The sequence below is a fragment of the Streptomyces sp. NPDC002564 genome (assembly GCF_042889645.1).
Classification (GTDB): Bacteria; Actinomycetota; Actinomycetes; order Streptomycetales; family Streptomycetaceae; genus Streptomyces.
On record NZ_JBIARE010000002.1, the window covers coordinates 589,203 to 612,238 of the forward strand.

Genomic DNA, 23,036 nt, shown 5'->3' on the forward strand with positions numbered 1-23,036 from the left:
GGCCGATAGACGCAGGCTATGGAGATGAGCCGATCCATCTCTTGGACCGATCGGGACTTTCGGCCGTAGCGTCGCTGACATGGCTCTGGCAACGCGGACGGACAAACGGCCGTCCATGACCCGCACGCTGTGGGACTCCACCATCGGCAAGAAGACGGTGATGGCGGTGAGCGGCTTGATCATGCTGCTCTACCTGTTCCTGCACATGATCGGGAACCTGAAGATCTTCTTCGGCCCGGCGGAGATCAACGACTACGCGCACTGGCTCCGCACGCTCGGCGAGCCCTTCATGCACTACGAGTGGACGCTCTGGCTGTTCCGCGTGGTGCTCGTCGCCGCGGTGGTCGCGCACGCCGTCTCCGCGTACCAGCTGAGCCGCCGCGACATCAAGGCGCGCCCGACCAAGTACGTGCACAAGCGGCGCGAGGCGAGCTTCGCCACCCGCACCATGCGCTGGGGCGGCGTCATCCTCGCGCTGTTCATCGTCTGGCACATCCTCGACCTGACGACCGGCACCGTGCACCCGGGCGACTACCAGCACCTCAAGCCCTACCAGAACATCATCGACACCTTCTCGACCTGGTACGGCAACGTCATCTACATCGTCGCCGTGGTCGCCGTCGGTCTCCACGTGCGGCACGGACTGTGGAGCGCCGCGCAGACCCTGGGCGTGGGCACCGCGGCCCGCGACCGCGTCCTCAAGCCTCTGGCCAACGGCCTCGCCCTGGTCCTGACCGTGGGCTTCGTCTCCGTACCCGTGGCCGTCATGACCGGACTGGTGAGCTGACCCATGACCTACTCCAGTGAGTTCTCCGCCTACGCGACGGGCGAGCCGCTCGTCGACGAGAAGGCGCCCGCAGGACCGATCGCCGAGCGCTGGGACACCCGCCGCTTCCAGGCGAAGCTGGTCAACCCCGCCAACCGCCGCAAGCACACCGTGATCGTCGTCGGCACCGGCCTGGCCGGCGGCTCCGCCGGGGCCACGCTCGCCGAACAGGGCTACCACGTCGTGCAGTTCTGCTACCAGGACTCGCCGCGCCGCGCCCACTCCATCGCCGCCCAGGGCGGCATCAACGCCGCGAAGAACTACCGCAACGACGGCGACTCGATCCACCGGCTCTTCTACGACACCGTCAAGGGCGGCGACTTCCGCGCCCGCGAGTCCAACGTGCACCGCCTGGCACAGATCTCCGTCGAGATCATCGACCAGTGCGTCGCGCAGGGCGTGCCGTTCGCCCGCGAGTACGGCGGACTCCTGGACACCCGCTCGTTCGGCGGCGTCCAGGTGTCCAGGACCTTCTACGCGCGCGGACAGACGGGCCAGCAACTGCTGCTCGGCGCCTATCAGGCGCTGTCGCGGCAGATCGCCGCCGGGAACGTGGAGATGCATCCCCGCACGGAGATGCTCGACGTCATCGTGGTGGACGGCAGGGCACGGGGCATCGTCGCCCGTGACCTCGTCACGGGAAAGATCGACACCTACTTCGCGGACGCGGTCGTCCTCGCCTCCGGCGGCTACGGCAACGTCTTCTACCTGTCGACCAACGCGATGAACTCCAACGCCACCGCCGTGTGGCGGGCCCACCGGCGCGGCGCCTACTTCGCCAACCCCTGCTTCACCCAGATCCACCCCACCTGCATCCCGCGCACCGGCGACCACCAGTCCAAGCTCACGCTGATGAGCGAGTCGCTGCGCAACGACGGCCGCATCTGGGTGCCCAGGGCGAAGGGCGACGACCGCCCGGCGAACCAGATCCCCGAGGAGGAGCGCGACTACTACCTGGAGCGCATCTACCCCTCCTTCGGCAACCTCGTGCCCCGCGACATCGCCTCGCGCGCCGCGAAGAACGTGTGCGACGAGGGCAGGGGCGTGGGCCCCGGCGGCCACGGCGTGTACCTCGACTTCGCCGACGCCATCCGGCGGATGGGCAAGAAGAAGGTCGAGGAGAAGTACGGCAACCTCTTCGACATGTACGAGCGGATCACCGCGGAGAACCCGTACGAGGTGCCGATGCGGATCTACCCCGCCGTGCACTACACGATGGGCGGCCTGTGGGTCGACTACGACCTGCAGACCACCGTGCCCGGGCTCTTCGCGGTCGGCGAGGCCAACTTCTCCGACCACGGCGCCAACCGGCTCGGCGCGAGCGCCCTCATGCAGGGCCTCGCCGACGGCTACTTCGTGCTGCCCTCCACCATCAACGACTATCTCGCCCGCCACCCGCACCGGGACGAGGTCGGCGACGACCACCCCGTGGTGCAGGAGGCCGTCGCCGAGACCGAGGACCGGCTGAACCTGCTCCTGTCCGTCGACGGCGACCGCACCCCCGACTCCTTCCACCGCGAACTGGGCGAGGTCATGTGGGAGTTCTGCGGCATGGCCCGCACGGAGAGCGGACTGCGCAAGGCCCTGGAGCGCATCCCGCAGATCCGTGCGGAGTTCTGGCGCCGCATCAAGGTCCCCGGCACCGGTGAGGAGTTCAACCAGTCCCTGGAGAAGGCCAACCGCGTCGTCGACTACCTGGAGCTCGCCGAGCTCATGTGCCTCGACGCGCTGCACCGCGCCGAGTCCTGCGGCGGCCACTTCCGCGAGGAGTCCCAGACCCCCGACGGTGAGGCCGCGCGCCACGACGAGGAGTTCTCGTACGCCGCCGCCTGGGAGTTCACCGACACCGGCGTCGCGCCCGTCCTGCACAAGGAAGACCTCGTCTTCGAGTACGTCCACCCCACTCAGCGGAGCTACGCATGAAGCTCACCCTGCGCGTCTGGCGCCAGAAGAACGCCGACGCCGACGGAGCGATGTCCACGTACGAAGTGGACGGCATCTCGTCCGACATGTCCTTCCTGGAGATGCTCGACACCCTCAACGAAGAGCTCATCGTCCGGGGCGACGACCCCGTCGCCTTCGACCACGACTGCCGCGAGGGCATCTGCGGCGCCTGCTCGCTCGTCATCAACGGCGACGCGCACGGCCCCGAGCGCACCACCACCTGCCAGCTGCACATGCGGTCCTTCGAGGACGGCGACACCATCGACATCGAGCCGTGGCGCGCCGCCGCCTTCCCGGTCGTCAAGGACCTGGTGGTGGACCGCTCGGCCTTCGACCGGATCATCCAGTCCGGCGGCTACATCAGCGCGCCGACCGGCGCGGCGCCCGAGGCGCACGCGGCGCCCGTGCCGAAGCCCGACGCGGACTTCGCCTTCGAGCACGCCGAGTGCATCGGCTGCGGGGCGTGCGTGGCCGCCTGCCCCAACGGGTCGGCGATGCTCTTCACCTCGGCCAAGGTCAACCACCTGAACGTGCTCCCGCAGGGCGCGCCCGAGCGTGAGACGCGGGTGCTCGACATGGTCGCGCAGATGGACGAGGAGGGCTTCGGCGGGTGCACCTTGACCGGTGAGTGCGCCACCGCCTGCCCGAAGGGCATCCCGCTTCCGTCCATCTCCGCCATGAACAAGGAGTGGTTGCGCGCGACCCGGAAGGTCGGCCGCTAGCCACCGCCCGGTTCCCCGAGCCCCCGGGGGCGCGTACCGTCGGCGCATGTATCCGGGAGCGTACGACCCCGCCAGAACGGCCGTCGTCAGCGCCGACGGCACGCGGACCCTCACGTACGGACGGCTGGAGGAGCGTTCCCTGCGGCTCGCGGTCCATCTGCGGTCCGTGGGCCTGCGCCGGGGCGACCACCTCGCGCTCCTCTGCGACAACGACCCGCGCGCCCTGGAGGTCTACTGGGCCGCGATGCGGTCGGGGCTCTACCTCACCGCCGTCAACCACCACCTGAGCGCCGACGAGGCCGCCTACATCGTGCGGGACTGCGGTGCGGGCGCCCTGATCGTGTCCGGCTCGCTGACCGCACTGGGCGTGCGGGTACGGGAGACGGCGGGCGGCCCCGCGCTGGTACTCGGCCTCGACGACGGGACGTACGAGAAGGCCCTGGACGCGGCCTCCCCCGTACCGCCCGACCGGCAGCCGCTGGGTGCCGACATGCTCTACTCCTCGGGCACCACCGGCCGCCCCAAGGGCGTGCGGCCCGCGCTCCCCGAGGGGGACGTGCGCACCCGGCCCACCACGTACACCGTCGTCTTCCAGACGATGTACGGCTTCGGCGAGGACACCGTCTACCTCTGTCCCGCGCCGATCTACCATGCGGCGCCGCTGCGCTTCTGCGGCGTGGTGACGGCGCTCGGCGGCACCGTCGTCCTGATGGAGTCCTTCGACGCCGAAGCGGCCCTCGCGGCCGTCGAGCGGCACCGGGTGACGCACAGTCAGTGGGTGCCGACCATGTTCGTGCGCATGCTCAAGCTGCCGCCCGAGGTGCGTGAACGCTACGACGTGTCGTCGACCAAGGTGGCCATCCACGCCGCCGCGCCCTGCCCGGTCGAGGTCAAGCGCCGGATGATGGAGTGGTGGGGACCCGTCCTGTACGAGTACTACTCCTCGACGGAGGGCAACGGCATCACCTTCATCTCGCCCGAGGAGTGGCTGAGCAAGCCGGGCTCGGTCGGCCGGGACGGTTTCCTCGGCACACTGCGGATCTGCGACGACGAGGGGCGGGTCCTGCCGCCCGGCGAGACCGGCACGGTCTACTTCGAGCGGGACGAGACGCCCTTCCGCTACCACGGCGACGAGGCCCGCACCCGTGCGGCCCAGCACCCCGACCACCCGAACTGGACCACCACCGGCGACATCGGGCACGTCGACGAGGACGGCTATCTCTTCCTCACCGACCGCAAGGCGTTCATGATCATCTCGGGGGGTGTGAACGTCTACCCGCAGGAGGCCGAGGACGTGCTGGTCATGCACCCGGCCGTGGCCGACGTCGCGGTGATCGGCGTGCCCGACGCCGAGATGGGGGAGTCGGTCAAGGCCATCGTCCAGGTGGAGCCGGGGATCGCGCCGGGCCCCGGCCTGGAGCGCGAACTCGTCGACTTCGCGCGCGCACGCCTGGCCCACTACAAGGCGCCGCGCTCGGTGGACTTCACCGACGCCCTGCCGCGCACCCCGACCGGCAAACTGGCCAAGTCCCGGCTGCGCGCGTCGTACGGGGAGTGAGCGGGCCGCCGAGTCACGCGGCCGGCGCGCCGCCCGCCAGTACCGTCTCCCGGAAGGACGCCACCACCGGCCGCAGGTCGATGTGGTGCCAGGCGGCCCAGAGCTGGACCGACGCCTCGTGCCAGGGCAGTTCGCGCACGGCCACGCCCTCCGTGGTGCCGCGCACCATGCTCCGCTGGATCAGCGCGAGGCCGAGCCCCGAGGCGACGAGACCGAGCGCGGTCAGCGGTTCGGCCGCGTCCAGCCTGATGTCCGGGGTGAAGCCGGACGTCACGCACGCGCCCACGAACGCGTCGCGCCAGGCCGGATCACCGGCGTCCTCCACGGCGATCCACGGCTGGCCGTCCAGGTCGGCCGGGGTGACCTCGGCCCGCTGTGCCAGGGGGTGGTGCGCGGGCAGCGCGAGGAGCAGCGGGTCCTCCAGGAGCGGCGCCGCCACCAGGTCCGGGTCGTCCCGCGCCGGCGGCTCCTGGACCAGGGCGATGTCCAGGCTGCGCTGGCGCAGCCCCTCGAACTGCTCCGCCGTCGACAGGCTGTAGAGCGCGACGTGGATGCCGGGCCGCTCGTCCTGCAGGGCGCGCAGCGCGCCGGGCAGGATGCCGGTGTGCATGGCGTCGCCCACGTACCCGATGCACAGGCCGCCCTCCTCGCCGCGGCCCAGGCGGCGGCCGAGGTTCTCCAGGCGGTCGGCGTGCCGCAGCAGCGCGCGGGCCTCGCTGAGGAAGACCCGGCCGTCGGACGTCAGCCGGATGCGCTGCTGGCTGCGCTCGAAGAGCGCGAGGCCGAGCTGCTTCTCCAGCTGGGCGATCTGGCGGCTGAGCGGCGACTGCGAGATGTGCAGGGCCTCCGCCGCCCTCCCGACGTGTTCCGTCTCGGCGACGGCCACGAAATAGCGGAGTTGTCGCAGGTCAAGCATGTAAGACCTCGGAGGACTCAAGTGTGTCCAAGCGAGTCTTGGACAGTCTCAAGCTCCGATCCTAACCTCGAACCCACCAGGCCGACGGATCACCCCGAACCACCGGAACCGTCGGAAAACCACCACCGCAAGGACCCCCCTCATGAGCATCACCTCCCTCCTGCCCGGCTCGCTCGGCTTCGGCACCGCCCCGCTCGGCAACATGTTCCGCGCCATCCCCGACGACGAGGCCGCCGCCACCGTCGAGGCCGCCTGGGACCAGGGCATCCGCTACTTCGACACCGCCCCCTTCTACGGCGCCGGACTCTCCGAGCTGCGCCTCGGCGAGGTCCTCGCCCGGCACCCGCGCGACGCCTACGTCCTGAGCACCAAGGTCGGCCGCGTCATCCTCGACGAGGTCGAGGACCCGGCCGCCCGCGACCTCGGCGAGAAGGGCGGCCTCTTCGCGCACGGCCGCCCCAACAAGATCGTCAACGACTACACGGCCGACGCCACGCTCCGCTCCATCGAGGACAGCCTGCGACGGCTGCGCACCGACCGGCTCGACATCGTGTGGGTGCACGACGTCGCCCAGGACTTCTACGGCGACGAGTGGCTCGCCGCGTACGAGAGCGCCCGCACCGGCGCCTTCCGCGTCCTGGACCGGCTGCGCGAAGAGGGCGTCATCAAGGCCTGGGGCCTGGGCGTCAACCGCGTCGAGCCGCTCGAACTCACCCTCGACCTCGACGAGCCGAAGCCCGACGCGTTCCTGCTCGCCGGCCGCTACACCCTCCTCGACCACGACCGCGCCCTGCAGCGCCTGCTGCCGGACGCCGCCGCCCAGCACGTCGACGTCGTCGTCGGCGGCCCCTACAGCTCGGGCATCCTCGCGGGCGGCCGGCACTTCGAGTACCAGGAGGCGCCCGCGGAGATCGTCGACAAGGTGGCACGCATCAAGGCGCTCGCCGAGCGCCACGGCGTCGGCATCAAGTCGGCCGCGCTGCAGTTCTCCCTCGCCCACCCGGCGACCGCCGCCGCGATCCCCGGCGCGACCCGGCCCAGCCGCATCGCCGAGGACGTCGCCGCGCTCGGCGAGCGGATCCCCGCCGCGTTCTGGACGGACCTGCGCGAGGAGAAGCTGATCGCCCCCGACGCCCCGGTCCCGTCCGCCTGACCCGCCGCCGCACCCCGGCCGAGACCCTTCAAGCCGCAAGGAGAAAACCATGGCATCCACCGCCGCATCCCTCGACATCCCCGTGCCCGCGGACCGCGTCTGGCAGCTCGTCGGCGGCTTCGACGCCCTGCCCGACTGGCTCCCGTACATCACCTCCAGCACCGCGAGCGAGGGCGGGCGCGTGCGCAGCCTGACCAACGAGGAGGGAGGCGTCATCGTCGAGCGCCTCCTCGCCTTCGACGACACGGCACGCACCTACAGCTACGCCATCCTGAGCGCGCCCTTCCCCGTCACCGACTACGTCGCCACCCTCACCGTGCACGAGGTGCCGGGCCAGGACGCCTCCCGCGTGGAGTGGTCCGGCGTCTTCACCCCCGTCGGCGTCGACGACGCCGAGGCCGTCGCCCTCTTCCACGGCATCTTCGGCGACGGACTCGCCGCCCTGCGGCGGACGCTCGCCGCATGAGCGATCCGGCTCGCCACATGAGTGATCTACTGGACACGGACGACACGGCAGGGCCTGTCAGGCCACAGCAGGAGGTACGCAACATGCTCGTCGATCTCTCCGGAAAGACCGCCCTCGTCACCGGCTCGACCCAGGGCATCGGAGCCGCCATCGCGGCCGGCCTGGCCCGGGCGGGCGCGCGGGTCGCGGTGAACGGACGGACCGCGGAATCGGTCGACAAGGCCGTGGACCGCCTCACGCAGGAGCACCCGGGCGTCCCGTTCCTGCGGGCGCCCGGCGACATCTCCACCGACCAGGGTGTCGCGCAGGTCTTCGACGCCGTCCCGCAGGCCGACATCCTGGTCAACAACCTGGGCGTCTTCGGCGCCGAGCCCGCCCTGGAGATCAGCGACGACGAGTGGCGCCGCTACTTCGAGGTGAACGTCCTGACCGCGGTCCGGATGATCCGCCACTACCTGCCGGGGATGAAGGACGGCTCGTGGGGCCGGGTCCTGAACATCGCCAGCGACTCGGCGCTCGTCACGCCCGCCGAGATGATCCACTACGGCATGTCGAAGACCGCGCTGCTCGCCGTCTCCCGGGGCTTCGCGAAGGAGGCCGCGGGCTCCGGCGTCACCGTGAACTCCGTGATCGCGGGCCCCACCCACACCGGCGGCGTCGAGGACTTCGTCTACGAACTGGTGGACCGGTCGCTGCCGTGGGACGAGGCGCAGCGCGAGTTCATGATCAAGCACCGGCCGCAGTCGCTGCTCCAGCGGCTCATCGAGCCGGAGGAGATCGCCAACATGGTGGTCTACCTCAGCTCCCCGCTGGCCTCGGCCACGACGGGCGGCGCGGTGCGCGTCGACGGCGGGTACGTGGACTCGATCGTCCCGTAACCGATGACCGCCGCCGCTCCCCGTGCCGGGCTGCTGCTCGGCATCGACATCGGCACGTCCTCCGCCAAGGGCGTCCTGGTCCGCCCCGACGGCACCCTCGTCGCCCGGGCACAGCGCGAGCACACCACGTCCACGCCCGGCCCCGGCCGGTTCGAGCACGACGCCGAGGACGTGTGGTGGGCCGACTTCCGCGCCCTGGCACGGGAGTTGCTCGCGGAGCTGCCCGCCGGGGAGCCCCTCGCCGGGGTCGGCGTCAGCGGCATCGGCCCCTGCCTGCTGCCCGTCGACGAGCGGGACGGCCCGCTGCGCCCCGCCATCCTCTACGGGATCGACACGCGGGCCGGTGCCGAACTGGCCGAGCAGAACGAGCGCTACGGCCCCGACGCGATCATCGCCCGCTGCGGTGCGCCGCTGACCAGTCAGGCCGTCGGCCCGAAGCTGGCCTGGCTGCGCCGCCACGAGCCGACGGTGTTCGAGGCCACGCGCCGCTGGTACATGGCGAGTTCGTACCTCGTGCACCGGCTCACCGGGCGGTACGTCCTCGACCACCACTCGGCGAGCCAGTGCACACCGCTGTACGACCTGGCGGCCCGCACCTGGATCACCGAGCGCTGCGAGGAGATCGCGCCGGGCGTCGAGTGGCCCGAACTGGTCCGGCCCGCCGACGTCGTGGGCACCGTGACCCGGCAGGCACAGGAGCGCACGGGCATCCCCGCGGGCACCCCCGTGGTCGCGGGCACGGTCGACGCGTGGGCGGAGGCGGCCGGGGTCGGCGTGGCGGACCCCGGCGACCTCATGCTCATGTACGGCACGACGATGTTCCTCGTCGGCATCGTGGAGCGCCCGCTGACGAGCCCTCACCTGTGGGGCACGGCGGGCGCCTTCGACGGGACGTACTGCCTGGCCGCGGGCATGGCGACGTCCGGGGCGGTCACCGGCTGGCTGCGGGACCTCACGGGTGCCTCGTACGAGCGGCTCACCGCCGAGGCGGACCGGTTGCCGCCCGGTGCCGAGGGCCTGGTGATGCTCCCGTACTTCGCGGGGGAGCGCACCCCCATCTTCGATCCGGACGCCCGGGGGCTGGTGCACGGGCTCACGCTGCGGCACGGCCGCGGACACCTGTACCGGGCGGCCCTGGAGGCCACGGCCTACGGCGTGCGGCACAACCTCGCCGCCATGCGCGAGGCGGGCGCCACCGCCGAGCGCCTGGTCGCGGTCGGCGGCGGTGCCCGCACGCTGTGGACGCGGATCGTCTCCGACGTCACCGGGCGCGCCCAGCACCTGCCGCGGCACACCATCGGTGCCGCGTACGGCGACGCGTTCCTCGCCGCCGTCGGAGCCGGGCTGGCCGTGCCCGGCGACATCGCGCACTGGAATCCGACCGTCGAGGTCGTCACCCCGGACGGCGCCGCCGCGGCCGTCTACGACGAGCTCTACGCGGTCTACCTCGACCTGTATCCGGCGACCCGCGAGGCCGCACACGTCCTGGCGGCCCGTCAGCACGCGGACGGGGCACGTCAGGACGTGTGAGGCGACACGGGCCGGGGCCCGATCGGACCGCGTCCGCTAGTTGTTGGTGCTCACGTGGACGTAGTCGACGACGAGCTGCTGCGGGAAGCTCGTGCTGCCGTCCGGGTCGCCGGGCCAGTAGCCGCCGACCGCGAGGTTCAGGATCACGAAGAACGGCTTGTCGAAGACCCACTGCCTGCCGCCCAGGTCGGCCGGGGTGCGGGTCTGGTAGACCGTGCCGTCGACGGACCAGGTCACCTTGTTCGGCGACCAGTCCACGGCGAAGGTGTGGAACGAGTCGGCGAACGCCTGGCCGCCGGGCAGGGTGTAGCCGGCGCCGATGCCGCCCGAGCCGGAGTAGCCGGGGCCGTGCAGCGTGCCGTGCACGGTGCCGGGCTCGAAGCCGACGTTCTCCATGATGTCGATCTCGCCGCTCTGCGGCCAGCCGACGTTGCCGATGTCGGCGCCGAGCATCCAGAACGCGGGCCACATGCCCTGCCCCCGCGGCACCTTCATCCGGGCCTCGACGTGCCCGTAGGTCTGGGTGAACTTGCCCGCGGTGTTCAGGCGGGCCGAGGTGTACTCGCACCGCCCGTACCAGCACTGGTAGTTGCCGGGGTTCTCCTTGCGGGCGGTGATGACCAGGTTGCCCTGGCCGTCGAGGGCGGCGTTCCGGTTGCCGGAGGTGTACCACTGCCGCTCGTGGTTGTTGACGTTGTCGCCCGTCTCGATCTGCCACTTGGAGCCGTCGACGGCCGACCCGGCGGGGCCGTTGAAGTCGTCGGTGAAGGTGGCGGCCCGGGGCGCGGCCGCGCGCGGCGCGGGTTCGGCCGACGCGCCGGAGGGGAGCGCGACCAGGGAGGCGGCGCAGCAGGCCAGGGCGGCGGCGGTGAGCGCCGTCCGGCGTCGGAGGGAGGTGTGCACTGTCATCACATCGCTTCGCGTGGGGGCGGTAATGCGGGTGGGGGACCGGCGTACCGGCGTGCGGACCGTCTGGCGCACCGGACGACCTGTTAGGCATGCGCATGACAAAGTACGGTCGAGAACTGAACGCGGCGGGCGACCGGTCGCACCGCTTTGTTCAGTACTTGATTTAAGGCAGCCCCCGAGACCCCGTCAAGGAGTTGGTGCGGACCAACCTCTCGGGTTCGGTGCCGGATCGCGCGCCGGATCTCTCGGGTTCGGTGCCGGGACGCGCGCCGACCCTCACGGGTTCGGTGCCAGGGCCCGTGCCAGATACGGTGCCGTCCGGCTCCGTGCGGACCGCGCGACCTCCGCGGGCGGACCCGCCGCGACGACCGTGCCGCCCTGCTCACCGCCTCCGGGGCCCAGGTCGATCACCCAGTCCGCGCCCGCCACCACCGCCATGTCGTGTTCGACGACGACCACCGAGTGTCCCGCGTCGACGAGTTCGTGCAGCCGGTGGGTGAGGATCTCGACGTCGGCCGGGTGCAGCCCGGTGGTGGGCTCGTCGAGCAGATAGAGCGTGTGGCCGCGCCGCACCCGCTGCAACTCGCCCGCCAGCTTGATGCGCTGGGCCTCGCCGCCCGAGAGCTCCGTGGCGGGCTGGCCGAGCCGCAGATAGCCGAGGCCCACGTCGAGGAGCGTGCGCAGGCTGCGGACGACGGGCGGGGTGTCCGCGAAGAACTCCGCGGCGGCCTCGACGGTCAGGTCGAGCACCTGGGCGATGTCGCGCCCCTGGTAGGTGACCTGGAGCGTCTCGGGGTTGTAGCGCGCGCCCGCGCAGTCCGGGCAGGGCGCGTAGGTGCTCGGCAGGAACAGCAGCTCGACGCTGACGAAACCCTCGCCCTGGCAGGTCTCGCAGCGGCCGCCCGCCACGTTGAAGGAGAAGCGCCCGACACCGTAGCCGCGCTCCTTCGCCGTGTCCGTGGCCGCGAAGACCTTGCGCACGACGTCGAAGAGGCCGGTGTACGTGGCCAGGTTCGAGCGCGGCGTACGCCCGATCGGCTTCTGGTCGACGCTGACCAGCCGTCCGACGCCCGGCAGGTCCTCGGTGATCGCGCCGACGAGCGTGGACTTGCCCGAGCCGGACACGCCCGTGACGGCCGTGAACGCGCCCAGCGGGATCTCCGCGGTCACCTCGCGCAGGTTGTGGCGGCTCACCGGGCCGACCGTCAGCCGGCCCCGCGCCGGACGCACGGCGCGTACCGGGGCGGGCGACCCGCCGAAGAGGAAGCGCGCCGTCGCCGACCCGGCCGCGCCCGCGAGCTCCGCCACCGGGCCGCTGTGCAGCACCTGCCCGCCGTGCTCGCCCGCCTGCGGGCCCACGTCGACGAGCCAGTCCGCGTGCCGCATGACGTCGAGATGGTGCTCGACGACGAAGACGGAGTTCCCCGCGGACTTCAGCCGGTCGAGGACCGTGAGCAGCGCCTCGGTGTCCGCGGGGTGGAGCCCCGCCGACGGCTCGTCCAGGACGTACACCACCCCGAAGAGACCCGAGCGCAGCTGCGTCGCGAGGCGCAGCCGCTGCAGCTCGCCCGCCGACAGGGTGGGCGTGGCGCGGTCCGGGCTGAGGTAGCCGAGGCCGAGCTCGGTGACGGTCGCGATGCGGGCCAGCAGGTCCTCGGTCAGGACCCGTGCGGTCTCGGACGCCTCGTCGGCGCCCGCGAGGGCCTCGGCGAGGTCGGAGAGGGGCAGCGCGGCGAGCTCGGCGATGGTGCGGCCCGCGAACGTCACGGCCATCGCCTCCGGGCGCAGCCTGCTCCCGCCGCACGCCGGACAGGGCGCACTCGTCAGGAACCGCTCGGCCTTGGCGCGCAGGGTCTGGCTCTTGGAGTCGGCGAAGGTCTTCATCACATAGCGCCGGGCGCTCATGTAGGTGCCCTGGTACGGGCGGTGGATCCGGCCCGCCTCGCGCACCGGGTGCACCGTCACCACCGGCTGTTCGTCCGTGAAGAGGATCCAGTCGCGGTCCTGCTGCGGCAGCTCGCGCCAGGGGCGGTCCACGTCGTGCCCCAGGGCGTCCAGGACGTCACGCAGGTTCTTGCCCTGCCAGGCGCCGGGCCAGGCGGCGATGGCGCCCTCGCGGAGGGACAGCGAGGGGTCGGGGACCAGCAGCTCCTCGGTGGTGCGGTGGACGCGGCCCAGGCCGTGGCAGGCGGGGCAGGCGCCGGCCGCCGTGTTGGGCGAGAAGGCGTCCGAGTCGAGCCGTTCGGCGCCCTGCGGGTAGCTGCCCGCGCGGGAGAAGAGCATCCGCAGCGAGTTGGAGAGCGTGGTGACGGTGCCGACGGACGAGCGCGAGGTCGGCGTGGAGCGGCGCTGCTGGAGCGAGACCGCGGGCGGCAGGCCGGTGATCTCGCCGACCTTCGGGGCTCCCACCTGGTGGATCAGCCGCCTGGCGTAGGGCGCGACGGACTCGAAGTAGCGCCGCTGGGCCTCGGCGTAGATCGTCCCGAAGGCCAGGGAGGACTTGCCCGAGCCGGAGACGCCGGTGAAGACGGCGAGCACGTCGCGCGGGATGTCCACGTCGACGCCCCGGAGGTTGTGCTCCCGGGCACCGCGGACGCGTACGAACGGATCGTGGGGGCTGTGCATGGGCGGGGCTCCGTACGCGGCTCGGGGACAAACCCCACGATTCTAGGCCGCGGGCGAATCCGCGAGCCGGGAGGTGCCCCGCCCGCGGGCCGGGTGTGCGGCGGTGGCGTCGCGCACCCGGCCCGCGGGCGGCCCGGCGTCAGCCGAACAGCGGGCGGGTGCGGCGGTAGATCGCGTCGGTGTGGGTGCGCACGTCCCGGTACACCTCGCCCAGACGGGTGTAGAGGGCGTGGTGGGTCCGGCTGGGTTCGAAGCGGCGGCCCGGCCGCACCATCGCGGCCACCGCCGTGTCGAAGTCGGGGTGCACCCCGAGGCCCACGGAGGCACACAGGGCGGCACCGAGCCCGGCCGCGTTGTTGACCTGCGGGCGGCGGGCGGGCACGCCGAAGACGTCGGCGAAGATCTGCATCATGAGGTCGGAGTTGGAGCCGCCGCCGGACACCACCACCTCCCGGTACTCGACGCCGAGTTCGGCGGCCATGTCGCCGCAGGTGCCGTGCAGGGTCAGGGCGAGCGCCTCCAGGATCGAGCGGTAGACGTGGTAGCGGCCCTGACGGCCGTCGAAGCCGAGGAGCGAGCCCTTGCGGAAGGGCGCCTCGGTGGGGGCGAGCCAGTCCAGGACCGTGATCAGCCCGTCGCTGCCGGGCGGGATCTTGGCGGCCTCGCGGTTGAGGTGGTCTTCCACGGACAGACCGGCGGCACGCGCGCCCGCGACGGCCTCCTCGCCGAGCAGGTCGCGGTACCAGCTGACGGTCCACATCCCGCGCCGCACACCGCCGCTCTCGTAGAGGTAGTCGTGCGGTGTGGAGGCGTAGTTCGTCCAGAAGGACGTGGCGCCGGGCCGGTTGGCGGGACCGGTGGTCATCCCCGCGACGTAGGTGCCGAGCGAGACGAGCAGCGTGTCGGTGGAGCGCAGGCCGCAGCCCAGTGCCTCCACGGCCTTGTCGTTGGCGGTGGCGACGACGGGCAGGCCCGCCGGGATGCCGGTGTGCCCGGCGGCCTCCGGGGTGAGCGTGCCGAGCACGTCGCCGGGCTGGACCAGGGTGAACAGCATGGCGCGGGGGATGCCGTGCGCGGCAAGCACCTCCTCGTCCTTGGTCCAGTCGAGGGTGTCGGGGTCGAGCGGCCACATGCCCGCGTAGTTGGCCGCCGTGTCCTTGAACTCGCCCGTCATGCGGTGGCCGATGTAGCCCGAGGACGTCGTGACGTAGGCCGCCCGCTCGTCGGTGTGCTCGTAGGGGCGCGAGACCCGCTCGTCCATCCAGCTCATGACGGGCTGGGCGAGGGTGCCGTCCGCGGTGAGGACCGCCCGGCAGAAGCGGATGGTGCACACGCCCACCCCCACGATCTCCGCCGGGTCCCCGGGGAAGGCGGCCATGGCCTGCCGGGCCGCCGCGCCGATGGACGTCCACAGGTCGTCGTCGGGGTGCTCGACGACGCCGGGGCGCGGGGTGTCGTACGGGCTCAGGCTCTGGCGGCCCTCGCAGACGGCGCGGCCGTGCTCGTCGAAGACGGTCACCTTGGAGGACTGCGAGCCGTTGTCGATGCCGATGAAGTAGCTGGGCATGGGCGGATCCCCGGGGGAGGAGGCGGAAGAGGGAAGGGGGCGGGGTGTGCGCCACGGGCGCACACCCCGTCGGGCATGCGGCGTCGGGTCAGCTGTCCAGGGGGAAGATGGTCCCCTTGTTCATGATCCCGTTCGGGTCGAAGGCCTGCTTGAGCGCGGCCAGCATGTAGTACGCGCTGCCGTGCTCCCGGGTGGTCCAGGGGGCGCGGTACTTGCCGATGCCGTGGTGGTGGCACATCGAGCCGCCCACCTTGAGGGCCTCTTCCACGATGATCGCGTTCAGCGGGACGTGGTACTTCTCGATCTCCTCGCGCGGCGCGCAGTTGATCTTGTAGTCGTAGACGAAGTAGAGGTTCGTGCCGGTCTGGTAGCTGTGCGAGGAGTGGGCGCCGAGCATCGTCAGGTCGTCGGCGGCGGGGAACTCCGCGCGGATGCGCCGCATGACGTTCTCGTACAGCTCGGTGGTGCGCGACCAGTCGACGGAGACCTCGGTGGTGTAGCCGAGTTCCTGGTGCTCCAGCATGTGCCGCTTCTCGGCCTCGATCTTGTCGACGCCCCAGTTCAGGTTGTCGAACCAGGCCTCGATCAGGGCCGGGTCGACCTTGGTGTGCGCGTACTGGTCGACCACCCGCCCGATCTCCTCGCTGGTGGCGCGGACGATGCCCCGGGGCCCCTCGGCGACGAAGACGACGACGACCTTGCCGTCGTAGAAGTGCGCGAAGTGCTGGCGGGCGTCCTCGGGGGAGTAGACGCGGACCACGGACGGCTTGAAGCCGTTGACCACGACCTCACGGATGATCTTGATCCCGGTGTCCAGGTCGTCGACCAGGAAGCCGTGGAACTCGTTGTTCTCCGGCTGGTACGTGAAGACCTTGACGGTGACCTCGGTGATGTAGCACAGCGCGCCCTCGTTGCCGATGACGATGTGCCGGATGTCCGGGCCGCCCGAGCGGCGCGGCACGTTCTTGACGCGGGTGACGGTGCCGTCGGGGAAGACCGCCTCCAGGCCGACGACCATGTCCTCGATCGCCCCGTACAGCGTGGAGAACTGGCCGATGGAGCGGGTGGAGACGAGGCCGCCGTACTGGGCGAGCGGCTTGGACTGGGGGGAGTGTCCGGTGGTCAGCCCCTGCGCGCGCAGCCGGTCCTCAAGGACCTGCAGCGGGACGCCGCACTGCACGGTGGCCGTCATGTTCTCGGGGTCGACGGAGATGATCTCGTCCATGCCCGAGCCGTCCAGCACGATGGTGTCGTCCACCGCGGTCTCCAGGCCGCCCTCGGTGCCGGTGCGGCCGGTGCGGGCGACCACGTTGACGCGGTGGGCGTCGGCGAAGGCGAGGACCTTGGAGATGTCCTCGGTGGAACGGGCGTTGACGATCGCGGCCGGGATCGGGCCGTCGAAGATGCCGTGGACCGACTGGTACTTCTTGAAGCGGTCCACGCTGGCCAGTTCCAGCTCGCGCTCGTCGGTGACGATCCGGTCGGCGGGCACCAGGCCGGAGAGCTGGGCGACGATGTCTTCGCGGGTGAGCTTCGAGAGCGACTTGGTCATGCTGGTTCTACCTCGCTGCGTGGGGTGGTGGGGCTTGCCCGGTGAGAAGTGGGGGACGGTGGGGGTGCGGGTGGGGCTCAGCGGACCAGGTAGCCCCCGTCCACCGGAAGCACATGGCCGTTGACGTAGTCGGAGGCGCGCGAGGCGAGGAAGACCGTCGCCCCCATCAGGTCCGCCACGTCGCCCCAGCGGCCGGCCGGGATGTGGTCGAGGACGCGCTGGTTCGTCTCGGGGTCCGCCCGCGTCGCCTCGGTGATCTTCGTGGCGAAGTAGCCCGGCGCGATGGCGTTCACCTGGACGTTGTGCTGGGCGAGCTCGTCGCAGTAGGCCTTGGTGAAGCCGGCGATGCCGTGCTTGGTGGCGGCGTAGGCGGGGGACCACTGGCCGCCGAGGAAGGAGAACATCGACGCGATGTTGATGATCTTTCCGGAGCGCTGCGGCACCATCAACTTGCTGGCCTCATGACTCAGTTCGAACGGCGCGGTGAGGTTCAGGTCCACCATGGGGTCCCACTGGGCCCGCCCGAACTCCGACACGTCGGCGATCTTGCAGATGCCGGCCGAGTTCACCAGGATGTCGACCGACCCGAAGGCCTCGGCGCAGCCCTCGACGATGCGGCGGGGCACTCCCGGGGCGGTGAGGTCCGCCGCCAGGAACTCCATGCGGCGCCCCTCGGCCTCGATCAGCTTGCGGGTGGTGCCGTCGTCCTCGACGACCGACGGCACGAAGACGTTGGCGCCGGCCTTGGCGAGGGCGAGCGAGAAGGCCTGGCCCAGGCCCGTGTTGCCGCCGGTGACGATGGCGTTCTTGCCGTCGAGGGAGAAGAAGTCCCGGTTGAATTCGGTGATGTCCATGGTGCGGATTCCTCGGATCGGTGCGGGGAGGTGCGGGTGGAGCCGTGCGACACGGGAGCGGGGCGGGGTGGGGGAGGCGGGTTGATCAGGCCAGGGCGAGCTCCTGACGGGCGTCGGCCGTCGCGCGGGCGGCGAGCTCGCGCCGGCGCACCCGGGTGGTGAGGGTGGTCAGCAGTACGCCGAGCAGGGCGACGCCGAACAGCACGGCGAAGAGGGTGAGGTAGCCGCCGCCGCGCTCGGGCACGGCCGGGCGCGCGGCGGGGTCGCCGATCCACCAGGCGCACAGCGACGGCAGGAACGCGTCCGGGAGGAAGGCGATGCCGGACGCCAGGCCGATCACCCCGCCGCGCTCGTTCTCCGGCACCTCGACCTCGCCGACGGTCGCGAAGTACACGCCACGGCTGGCGAAGACGAAGAGGCAGAGCACGAACATGAGGGCGACGGCCACCGCCATCAGAGCCGGTTCGTGCGGCATGAGGAAAAAGGCCAGGGCGACGGCGGCACTGCCCGCGAACATCCAACGCAGGAATTTCGGCGACGACTTGGTGACCTTGTCGACGACGAATCCACCGGCAGGGCCCGCCACGAACTGGAACACATAGGTGCGGACGACTCCGATGACGCCGATCAGACCGGCCGACACCCCGAAATTGTTCTCCAGGAGCGGCGAGAAATACCCGAGCGTCGTGTAGAAGCAGTACATCAGCATCGCGGTCAGACCGATCAGCCAGGTGTACTTGTTGCGCGCGGCCCGCGCCAACTGTCGGAGGGTGACCGCGGAACTGCCGAGTTCCGCGAGACGGTCACGGTCCTCCGCGACGAAGAACCACACCGCGGCGGCGAAGACGAAACAGAGGACCCCGTAGACGCGGATGAGCCACAATACGCCCGCGCTCTCCACCACGGCGGCCGCGACGACCGCGGCGCCGATCAGGCCGACCACGGTCGACGTCACGCCCCGCACGCCTTCGAGGAACCCGAACAGGCGACCCTGCGTCCCCGCGTCACCCAGCATGCCGATCGCCTTGACCAGCGCGGACCAGTACAGGCCCATGCCCATCACGGCCATCAGGACATGTGCCGCGAGGACCCCCCAGTAGCCGGGCCCGAGGGCGAGGAACAGGTCGGCCGCGCCGGTCCCCGCCAGGGCCACCGCGATCAGGAGGCGGGGCGGGAACCGGTCCGCGAACCAGCCGCCGACGAAGTACATGACGGTGGCCACGGCGCCGAAGACCGAAATGATGTTCCCGTACTCCTGCGCCGTCAGATCCAGTGCCGCGGCCGTCGGCCCGAGAAAGACGAAGCGAATGTAGGCGACCTGGAAAATGATGCCGCAGGACATCGCCAGAATCGCGAAACTGGTCCATCGCCGGGCCTTGCTCATGCGGCACTACCTCTTCGTAGAGCAGACAAAATGGGCAAACAAAAAAGAACAGTAATCCCCTCGGTGAGGTGGAGTTACTGTTCTCTGGTCTCTAGTAACTGTTTCCGCCGGTGACGGCGGAAACCGATATGAGGTTGTGGGACGGCTCAGCAGTGAGCCGCGTGATCACGGTAAAGGTGACCTTTCGGCGGAGTCAACCCCCTACCGGAACACGGGACGAACGTCCCGCCGTGCTCACATCTCCCAGACGTCCTGGTTCGACGACGCGATGGCCGCGGCGCCCGCCTTGAGCGCGGCGAACACGTCGTCCCGGTCGCAGACGAGGCCGCCCGCGACGAGCGGCACGTCGATGTCGGCGACCACCCAGCCGATGACCCGGGGCATGCAGCCCGGCAGGATCTCCACGCAGTCCGCCTTGGACCGGCTCACCTGCGCCGCGAGGTTGCGGTAGGACAGCGAATCGATCAGGAAGAAGCGGTGCACCGCCATCAGCCCCAGCTCGTGCGCCGCGCGGACCATGGAGCCCTTGGAGCTGAGCACGCCGTCGGCGGCCGTCCGCTCGCGCACGTAGCGCACGACGACCTCCTTGCTGCTGAACCCCTCGATCAGGTCGACGTTGACGAGGACCGTCCGCCCGGTGTCCTTGATGCGCCGCACCACGTCGGGCAGGTCGAGGACGGACCCGTACTGCAGGAACACCATGCGGCACGACGACGTCAGCACCGCCCGCAGTCCGTCCTCGTCGTTCACGGAGGCGATGACCGGGTTCTCGGCGAGCAGGTCCTGGGGCGGGGTGTGCAAGGGTGACTCCGGGGGAGGTACGCGAGGCGGGGGGCCAGCGTACTGCCGACGGTGGCGGTCCGGTGCCCGGTGGCCCGCGCCTCAGAGGCCCGGGCCCTCCGGCCGGGGACCCGGCTCCCAGCGGTCCGCACCGCTCCAGTGGTACGACGGGCGTCCTCGGGTGCCGCTGGTGCGGAACGGCTTGCCCTGGTCGTCGATGCGGAGCGTGCCCCGCCGGTCGCCGCTGGACCACCGCAGGTCCAGGTGCCAGCGGACGTCGAGCCGCTCGGCCCGGGCGTCGACGTAGAAGACCAAGGGGTCGCTCTCGCTGATCCGGTACGGGAAGCCGCGCTGGCCCGCGATCGGCGCGAGGCGCGGGGCCGCCGCGTCGAGGTCGACGCTGAACGCCTTGGTCTCCACCGTCTCGCCGCAGTTGGTCGCGAGGTGGAAGACGTTCCACGCGGGCGGAGCGCCGGTGCCGTGCACACGGACGGCCATGTCCTCCAGGACGACGGGGGCCTTGCCCAGGCCCTGCACGGTGACCTGGACGTACTGGCCACCGGCCGGGACGGCACCGAGTTCGCCCACCCAGGCGGGGATGTCCTGCCGCGCGGGCGGCATCGGCACGTCGGCGGTCTCGCGGTCCACCAGGAAGCTCTGGGCGCAGTCGTCCTCGTACTCGTCGGCGTACGGCCTGGTCCGTGCGGTCAGCGCGAGGCCGGGGGGCTCGGCGCCCCTGCCGACGGACGCGGGACCCTCGCCGCCGCCGTGCGGGACGCCGGGTCCCGTGCGGGCCCCGGCGGAGGGGCGGGCGCCGGACGGGGTACGGGCGGCGGGCGTGCGCTGCCCACCCGCCGTGTGCGGGGCGTCCGGGCTTCCTGCGCCGTCCGTGCCGTGGGTCCGCTTCGGCCGTGCGGATTCCCCGGGCCCGTCCTCGGCGCCGTGCTCGCCGGGGCGCGGGGCGGGGGCGGCGCTCAGGGCCGGCGGGGGCATCGGGCCGGCCAGTTGCCGGTGCGGGTCGCCGTCCGTGCCGCCGCTCACGCCGAGGGCGACGGAACCGGCCGCGACGACCGCGGCGACGGAGAGGGCGAGGAGACAGGCGTGGCGCCTGCGGGCGGGGAAGAGCGAGGACGTGGTGGTCGCGGGGCCCGGCGGGGTGGGAGGCGCGGATGCCGGGGCGCCGGGTGTGGTGGTTGCGGGTGGTGCGGCGGATTCGGCGGGTGAGGTGAGTGAGATGGATGAGGCAGGTGAAGGCCGACGGGCGCGTTCGCCTTCGGGTCCCCGCGCGCGCCCGCGGCCCTCGTCCGCCAGGACCCATCTCCGGTGGGCCTCCACCAGTTCCTCCGGTGTCGCGCCGCAGAGGCGGGCGAACCGCTCCACCACGGCGAACTCCGCGGGCACCGCGGCGCCGTTGCAGCAGCGGTGCACCGTCGACGTACTCATGTGGAGCCGTCCGGCCAGCACTCCGTAGCTCAGCCCGGAACGCTCCTTGAGGTCCCGCAGCAGCTCCGCGAGCGACGCCGTCATCGCACCGTCCCCTTCCGTTTCCGGCGGACCTCCCTCCCCCCGGAGCGCGCCGTACCGCCGGGACACGGCGAGAAAGATCAGCCGCGTCCCGGACCCCGAGACGTCCGGTGGCCCGACGCCGGTTCCGGACCGTTCGGAACCCCGAGGAACACGGCGATGAGCATTCTCGACCCGCTGTGTTTATCATCTCGCGTAATTTGATCTTTTGGCGGTTTTTCCGGAGCGCGGCATCGCCGTCCGACCGGACCTGCCGTCATGGGAAGTGGGGGGAACCACATGCGCCATGGAGCGCTCACGACGGCCGCCGTCTGCGCGGCCGCGCTCGTCGTCACGACGGGAGTGACGTCCGTCGCCTCGGCCGCACCGGCAGCCGGTGCGGCGGCCCGTCCGGCGGGGGACAAGGCCGACTTCAACGGCGACGGCTACCAGGACCTCGCGATCGGCGCCCACACCGCGTCCGTCGGCGACGTCGAGCGCGCCGGTGTCGTCACCGTCGCCTACGGCTCGGCCACCGGCCTGAAGTACGAGACCTCGAAGATCCTCGGCCAGGCCGACCCGGGCGTCCCGGGGGAGCCCGTGCCGGACGGGAAGTGGCGTGAGGTCAGCGCCGCGGGTGACCTGGACGGCGACGGGTACGACGACCTGGTCGTCCACTGGCTCGAGAAGACCACCGTGCTCTGGGGGAGCAAGGAGGGCATCACCGGAGAGGGCACGGTCCTGCCCGCCGGGAACTACACCGCAGGATCACCGAAGTTGCTCGGCGGCGGCATGGGGGTCGGCGACGTCAACGGCGACGGCGTCGACGACTTCGTCAGCCGTGCCCACAACGGCTCCGGCATCGGCGTCTCGGTCCTGCTCGGCCCGCTGAACCGCGGCACGGGCCTGCCCGCCGCGGTCTGGAACCGGAGCACGGCCCAGCAGGACGACCTCGTCCTCGGCACGGTGTATGTCGGCGACCTGACCGGCGACGGCAAGGCGGACGTCGTGGCCAGCGGCGGCGTCGTCCTGGGCAACGGGAAGCCCGGCGGCGTGATCCTCAAGGGCTCCGCCGACAGCCTGGTCAAGGGCAGTTCCTTCGCCGGCCCGTACCAGTACCAGAGCAGTCTGCCCTCGGCCTTCGGCGACCTGAAAAAGGACGGCTACCAGGATCTGGTCACCGGCTATCCGGAGCAGAACAAGGTGTACGTGACCTACGGCGGCCCGAACGGCGTCTCGGGCAGCGTGAAGTCGCGTACGTACACGCAGGCCAGCGCCGGCGTGCCGGGCGTGGACGAGGCCGGCGACCGGTTCGGGTCGGCGGTCGCCGTCGGCGACACCGACCGCGACGGTTACGCGGACCTGGTGATCGGCGCCTCGTACGAGACCGGCGCGGACGCCGCCACCACCGCGCGGTCGGGTGCGGTCACCGTGCTGCGCGGCGGCGCCGACGGCATCACGACGACCGGTGCCGCCTCGTTCACGCAGAACTCCCGCGGCATCCCCAGCACGTCGGAGAACGACGACCACTTCGGCGCCTCGGCGGCCGTGGTCGGGGCGGGCCGGGACGGTTCCATGGAGCTGTACGTGGGCGGCAACGGCGAGGACGGGTACAAGGGCCGGGTCTGGAAGCTGGCCACCGGAGCCTCCGGCGTCACCGGTGAGGGTGCCACCAGCTTCCACCTGGGGAACGTCGGCGGCCCTGCGGGCGGCGGCAACTACGGCTACCGGATGGCTGGTTGAGTGACCTTCGGCCGCGTGGCCGCGTGGCTGAGTGGCTGAGTGAGCTTCTGAGGAAGAGCGGGAAGAGCGGGAAGGGCCAGAAGCACCGGAAGGGCGGGCCCAGGAAGTAAAGCGAAGGGGACAGCT

General features: G+C 71.5%; 18 protein-coding genes. 9 read left to right on the plus strand and 9 right to left on the minus strand.

The features are described from left to right. Nucleotides 1-79: 79 nt before the first annotated feature. From ACFYXE_RS09095 to ACFYXE_RS09110, 4 genes are read left to right on the plus strand one after another with little or no spacing between them, the layout of a single operon-like run. Entirely contained in the window at nucleotides 80-787 is a 708-nt protein-coding gene (locus ACFYXE_RS09095) for a succinate dehydrogenase (RefSeq protein ID WP_361168124.1), read from the plus strand. Between the two features lie 3 nt (nucleotides 788-790). After that, nucleotides 791-2,749, plus strand: coding sequence for a fumarate reductase/succinate dehydrogenase flavoprotein subunit (locus ACFYXE_RS09100; RefSeq protein WP_389310512.1), 1,959 nt, complete (start codon nucleotides 791-793; stop codon nucleotides 2,747-2,749). Beyond that, nucleotides 2,746-3,492 (plus strand): succinate dehydrogenase/fumarate reductase iron-sulfur subunit, encoded by a 747-nt coding sequence (locus ACFYXE_RS09105; RefSeq protein ID WP_389310514.1) that lies wholly within the window; start codon nucleotides 2,746-2,748, stop codon nucleotides 3,490-3,492. The genes ACFYXE_RS09100 and ACFYXE_RS09105 overlap by 4 nt, the downstream gene beginning before the upstream one ends. Nucleotides 3,493-3,538: 46 nt before the next feature. Continuing rightward, a complete protein-coding gene (locus ACFYXE_RS09110) occupies nucleotides 3,539-5,050 on the plus strand; it encodes an acyl-CoA synthetase (protein WP_389310516.1) in 1,512 nt (503 codons plus the stop codon). A 13-nt stretch (nucleotides 5,051-5,063) separates the two neighbouring features. Here the strand turns inward: ACFYXE_RS09110 and ACFYXE_RS09115 are convergent, their stop codons facing one another. Continuing rightward, a complete protein-coding gene (locus ACFYXE_RS09115) occupies nucleotides 5,064-5,966 on the minus strand; it encodes a LysR substrate-binding domain-containing protein (RefSeq protein WP_389310518.1) in 903 nt (300 codons plus the stop codon). 142 nt (nucleotides 5,967-6,108) lie between these two features. Between ACFYXE_RS09115 and ACFYXE_RS09120 the strand changes: the two genes are divergently transcribed. The 4 genes from ACFYXE_RS09120 (at nucleotide 6,109) to ACFYXE_RS09135 (ending at nucleotide 9,993) form a co-directional block, all read left to right on the plus strand. After that, nucleotides 6,109-7,119: an aldo/keto reductase gene (locus ACFYXE_RS09120; RefSeq protein ID WP_389310520.1), complete on the plus strand. Its 1,011-nt coding sequence runs from the start codon at nucleotides 6,109-6,111 to the stop codon at nucleotides 7,117-7,119. A gap of 49 nt (nucleotides 7,120-7,168) precedes the next feature. Further along, the gene (locus tag ACFYXE_RS09125) at nucleotides 7,169-7,585 is read left to right on the plus strand and encodes an SRPBCC family protein (protein WP_389310522.1); all 417 of its coding nucleotides are present in this window, start codon (nucleotides 7,169-7,171) and stop codon (nucleotides 7,583-7,585) included. An 83-nt stretch (nucleotides 7,586-7,668) separates the two neighbouring features. After that, the gene (locus ACFYXE_RS09130; RefSeq protein WP_389310524.1) at nucleotides 7,669-8,463 is read left to right on the plus strand and encodes an SDR family NAD(P)-dependent oxidoreductase; all 795 of its coding nucleotides are present in this window, start codon (nucleotides 7,669-7,671) and stop codon (nucleotides 8,461-8,463) included. 3 nt (nucleotides 8,464-8,466) lie between these two features. Continuing rightward, entirely contained in the window at nucleotides 8,467-9,993 is a 1,527-nt protein-coding gene (locus ACFYXE_RS09135; RefSeq protein WP_389310526.1) for an FGGY-family carbohydrate kinase, read from the plus strand. A gap of 36 nt (nucleotides 9,994-10,029) precedes the next feature. Here ACFYXE_RS09135 and ACFYXE_RS09140 read toward each other — a convergent pair whose 3' ends face one another. From ACFYXE_RS09140 to ACFYXE_RS09175, 8 genes are all read right to left on the minus strand, one after another. Beyond that, the gene (locus ACFYXE_RS09140) at nucleotides 10,030-10,902 is read right to left on the minus strand and encodes a family 16 glycosylhydrolase (RefSeq protein ID WP_389310528.1); all 873 of its coding nucleotides are present in this window, start codon (nucleotides 10,900-10,902) and stop codon (nucleotides 10,030-10,032) included. A 276-nt stretch (nucleotides 10,903-11,178) separates the two neighbouring features. Then, nucleotides 11,179-13,527, minus strand: a complete 2,349-nt coding sequence (locus tag ACFYXE_RS09145; RefSeq protein WP_389310530.1) for an ATP-binding cassette domain-containing protein — start codon at nucleotides 13,525-13,527, stop codon at nucleotides 11,179-11,181. 139 nt (nucleotides 13,528-13,666) lie between these two features. Further along, nucleotides 13,667-15,094, minus strand: a complete 1,428-nt coding sequence (locus ACFYXE_RS09150; RefSeq protein WP_389310532.1) for an FGGY-family carbohydrate kinase — start codon at nucleotides 15,092-15,094, stop codon at nucleotides 13,667-13,669. An 88-nt stretch (nucleotides 15,095-15,182) separates the two neighbouring features. Next, nucleotides 15,183-16,646: an FAD-binding oxidoreductase gene (locus ACFYXE_RS09155; protein ID WP_389310534.1), complete on the minus strand. Its 1,464-nt coding sequence runs from the start codon at nucleotides 16,644-16,646 to the stop codon at nucleotides 15,183-15,185. A 77-nt stretch (nucleotides 16,647-16,723) separates the two neighbouring features. Next, nucleotides 16,724-17,500, minus strand: coding sequence for an SDR family NAD(P)-dependent oxidoreductase (locus ACFYXE_RS09160; protein WP_389310536.1), 777 nt, complete (start codon nucleotides 17,498-17,500; stop codon nucleotides 16,724-16,726). Between the two features lie 85 nt (nucleotides 17,501-17,585). Continuing rightward, entirely contained in the window at nucleotides 17,586-18,884 is a 1,299-nt protein-coding gene (locus tag ACFYXE_RS09165) for a nitrate/nitrite transporter (protein ID WP_389310538.1), read from the minus strand. A gap of 234 nt (nucleotides 18,885-19,118) precedes the next feature. Beyond that, entirely contained in the window at nucleotides 19,119-19,685 is a 567-nt protein-coding gene (locus ACFYXE_RS09170) for a glycerol-3-phosphate responsive antiterminator (protein ID WP_389310540.1), read from the minus strand. An 81-nt stretch (nucleotides 19,686-19,766) separates the two neighbouring features. Beyond that, nucleotides 19,767-21,191 carry a helix-turn-helix domain-containing protein gene (locus tag ACFYXE_RS09175; protein WP_389310542.1) on the minus strand — a complete coding sequence of 475 codons (1,425 nt, stop codon included), beginning with the start codon at nucleotides 21,189-21,191 and terminating at the stop codon, nucleotides 19,767-19,769. 276 nt (nucleotides 21,192-21,467) lie between these two features. Here ACFYXE_RS09175 and ACFYXE_RS09180 point away from each other — a divergent pair, with 276 nt between their 5' ends. After that, nucleotides 21,468-22,910: an FG-GAP and VCBS repeat-containing protein gene (locus ACFYXE_RS09180; RefSeq protein ID WP_389310544.1), complete on the plus strand. Its 1,443-nt coding sequence runs from the start codon at nucleotides 21,468-21,470 to the stop codon at nucleotides 22,908-22,910. Nucleotides 22,911-23,036 lie beyond the last annotated feature (126 nt).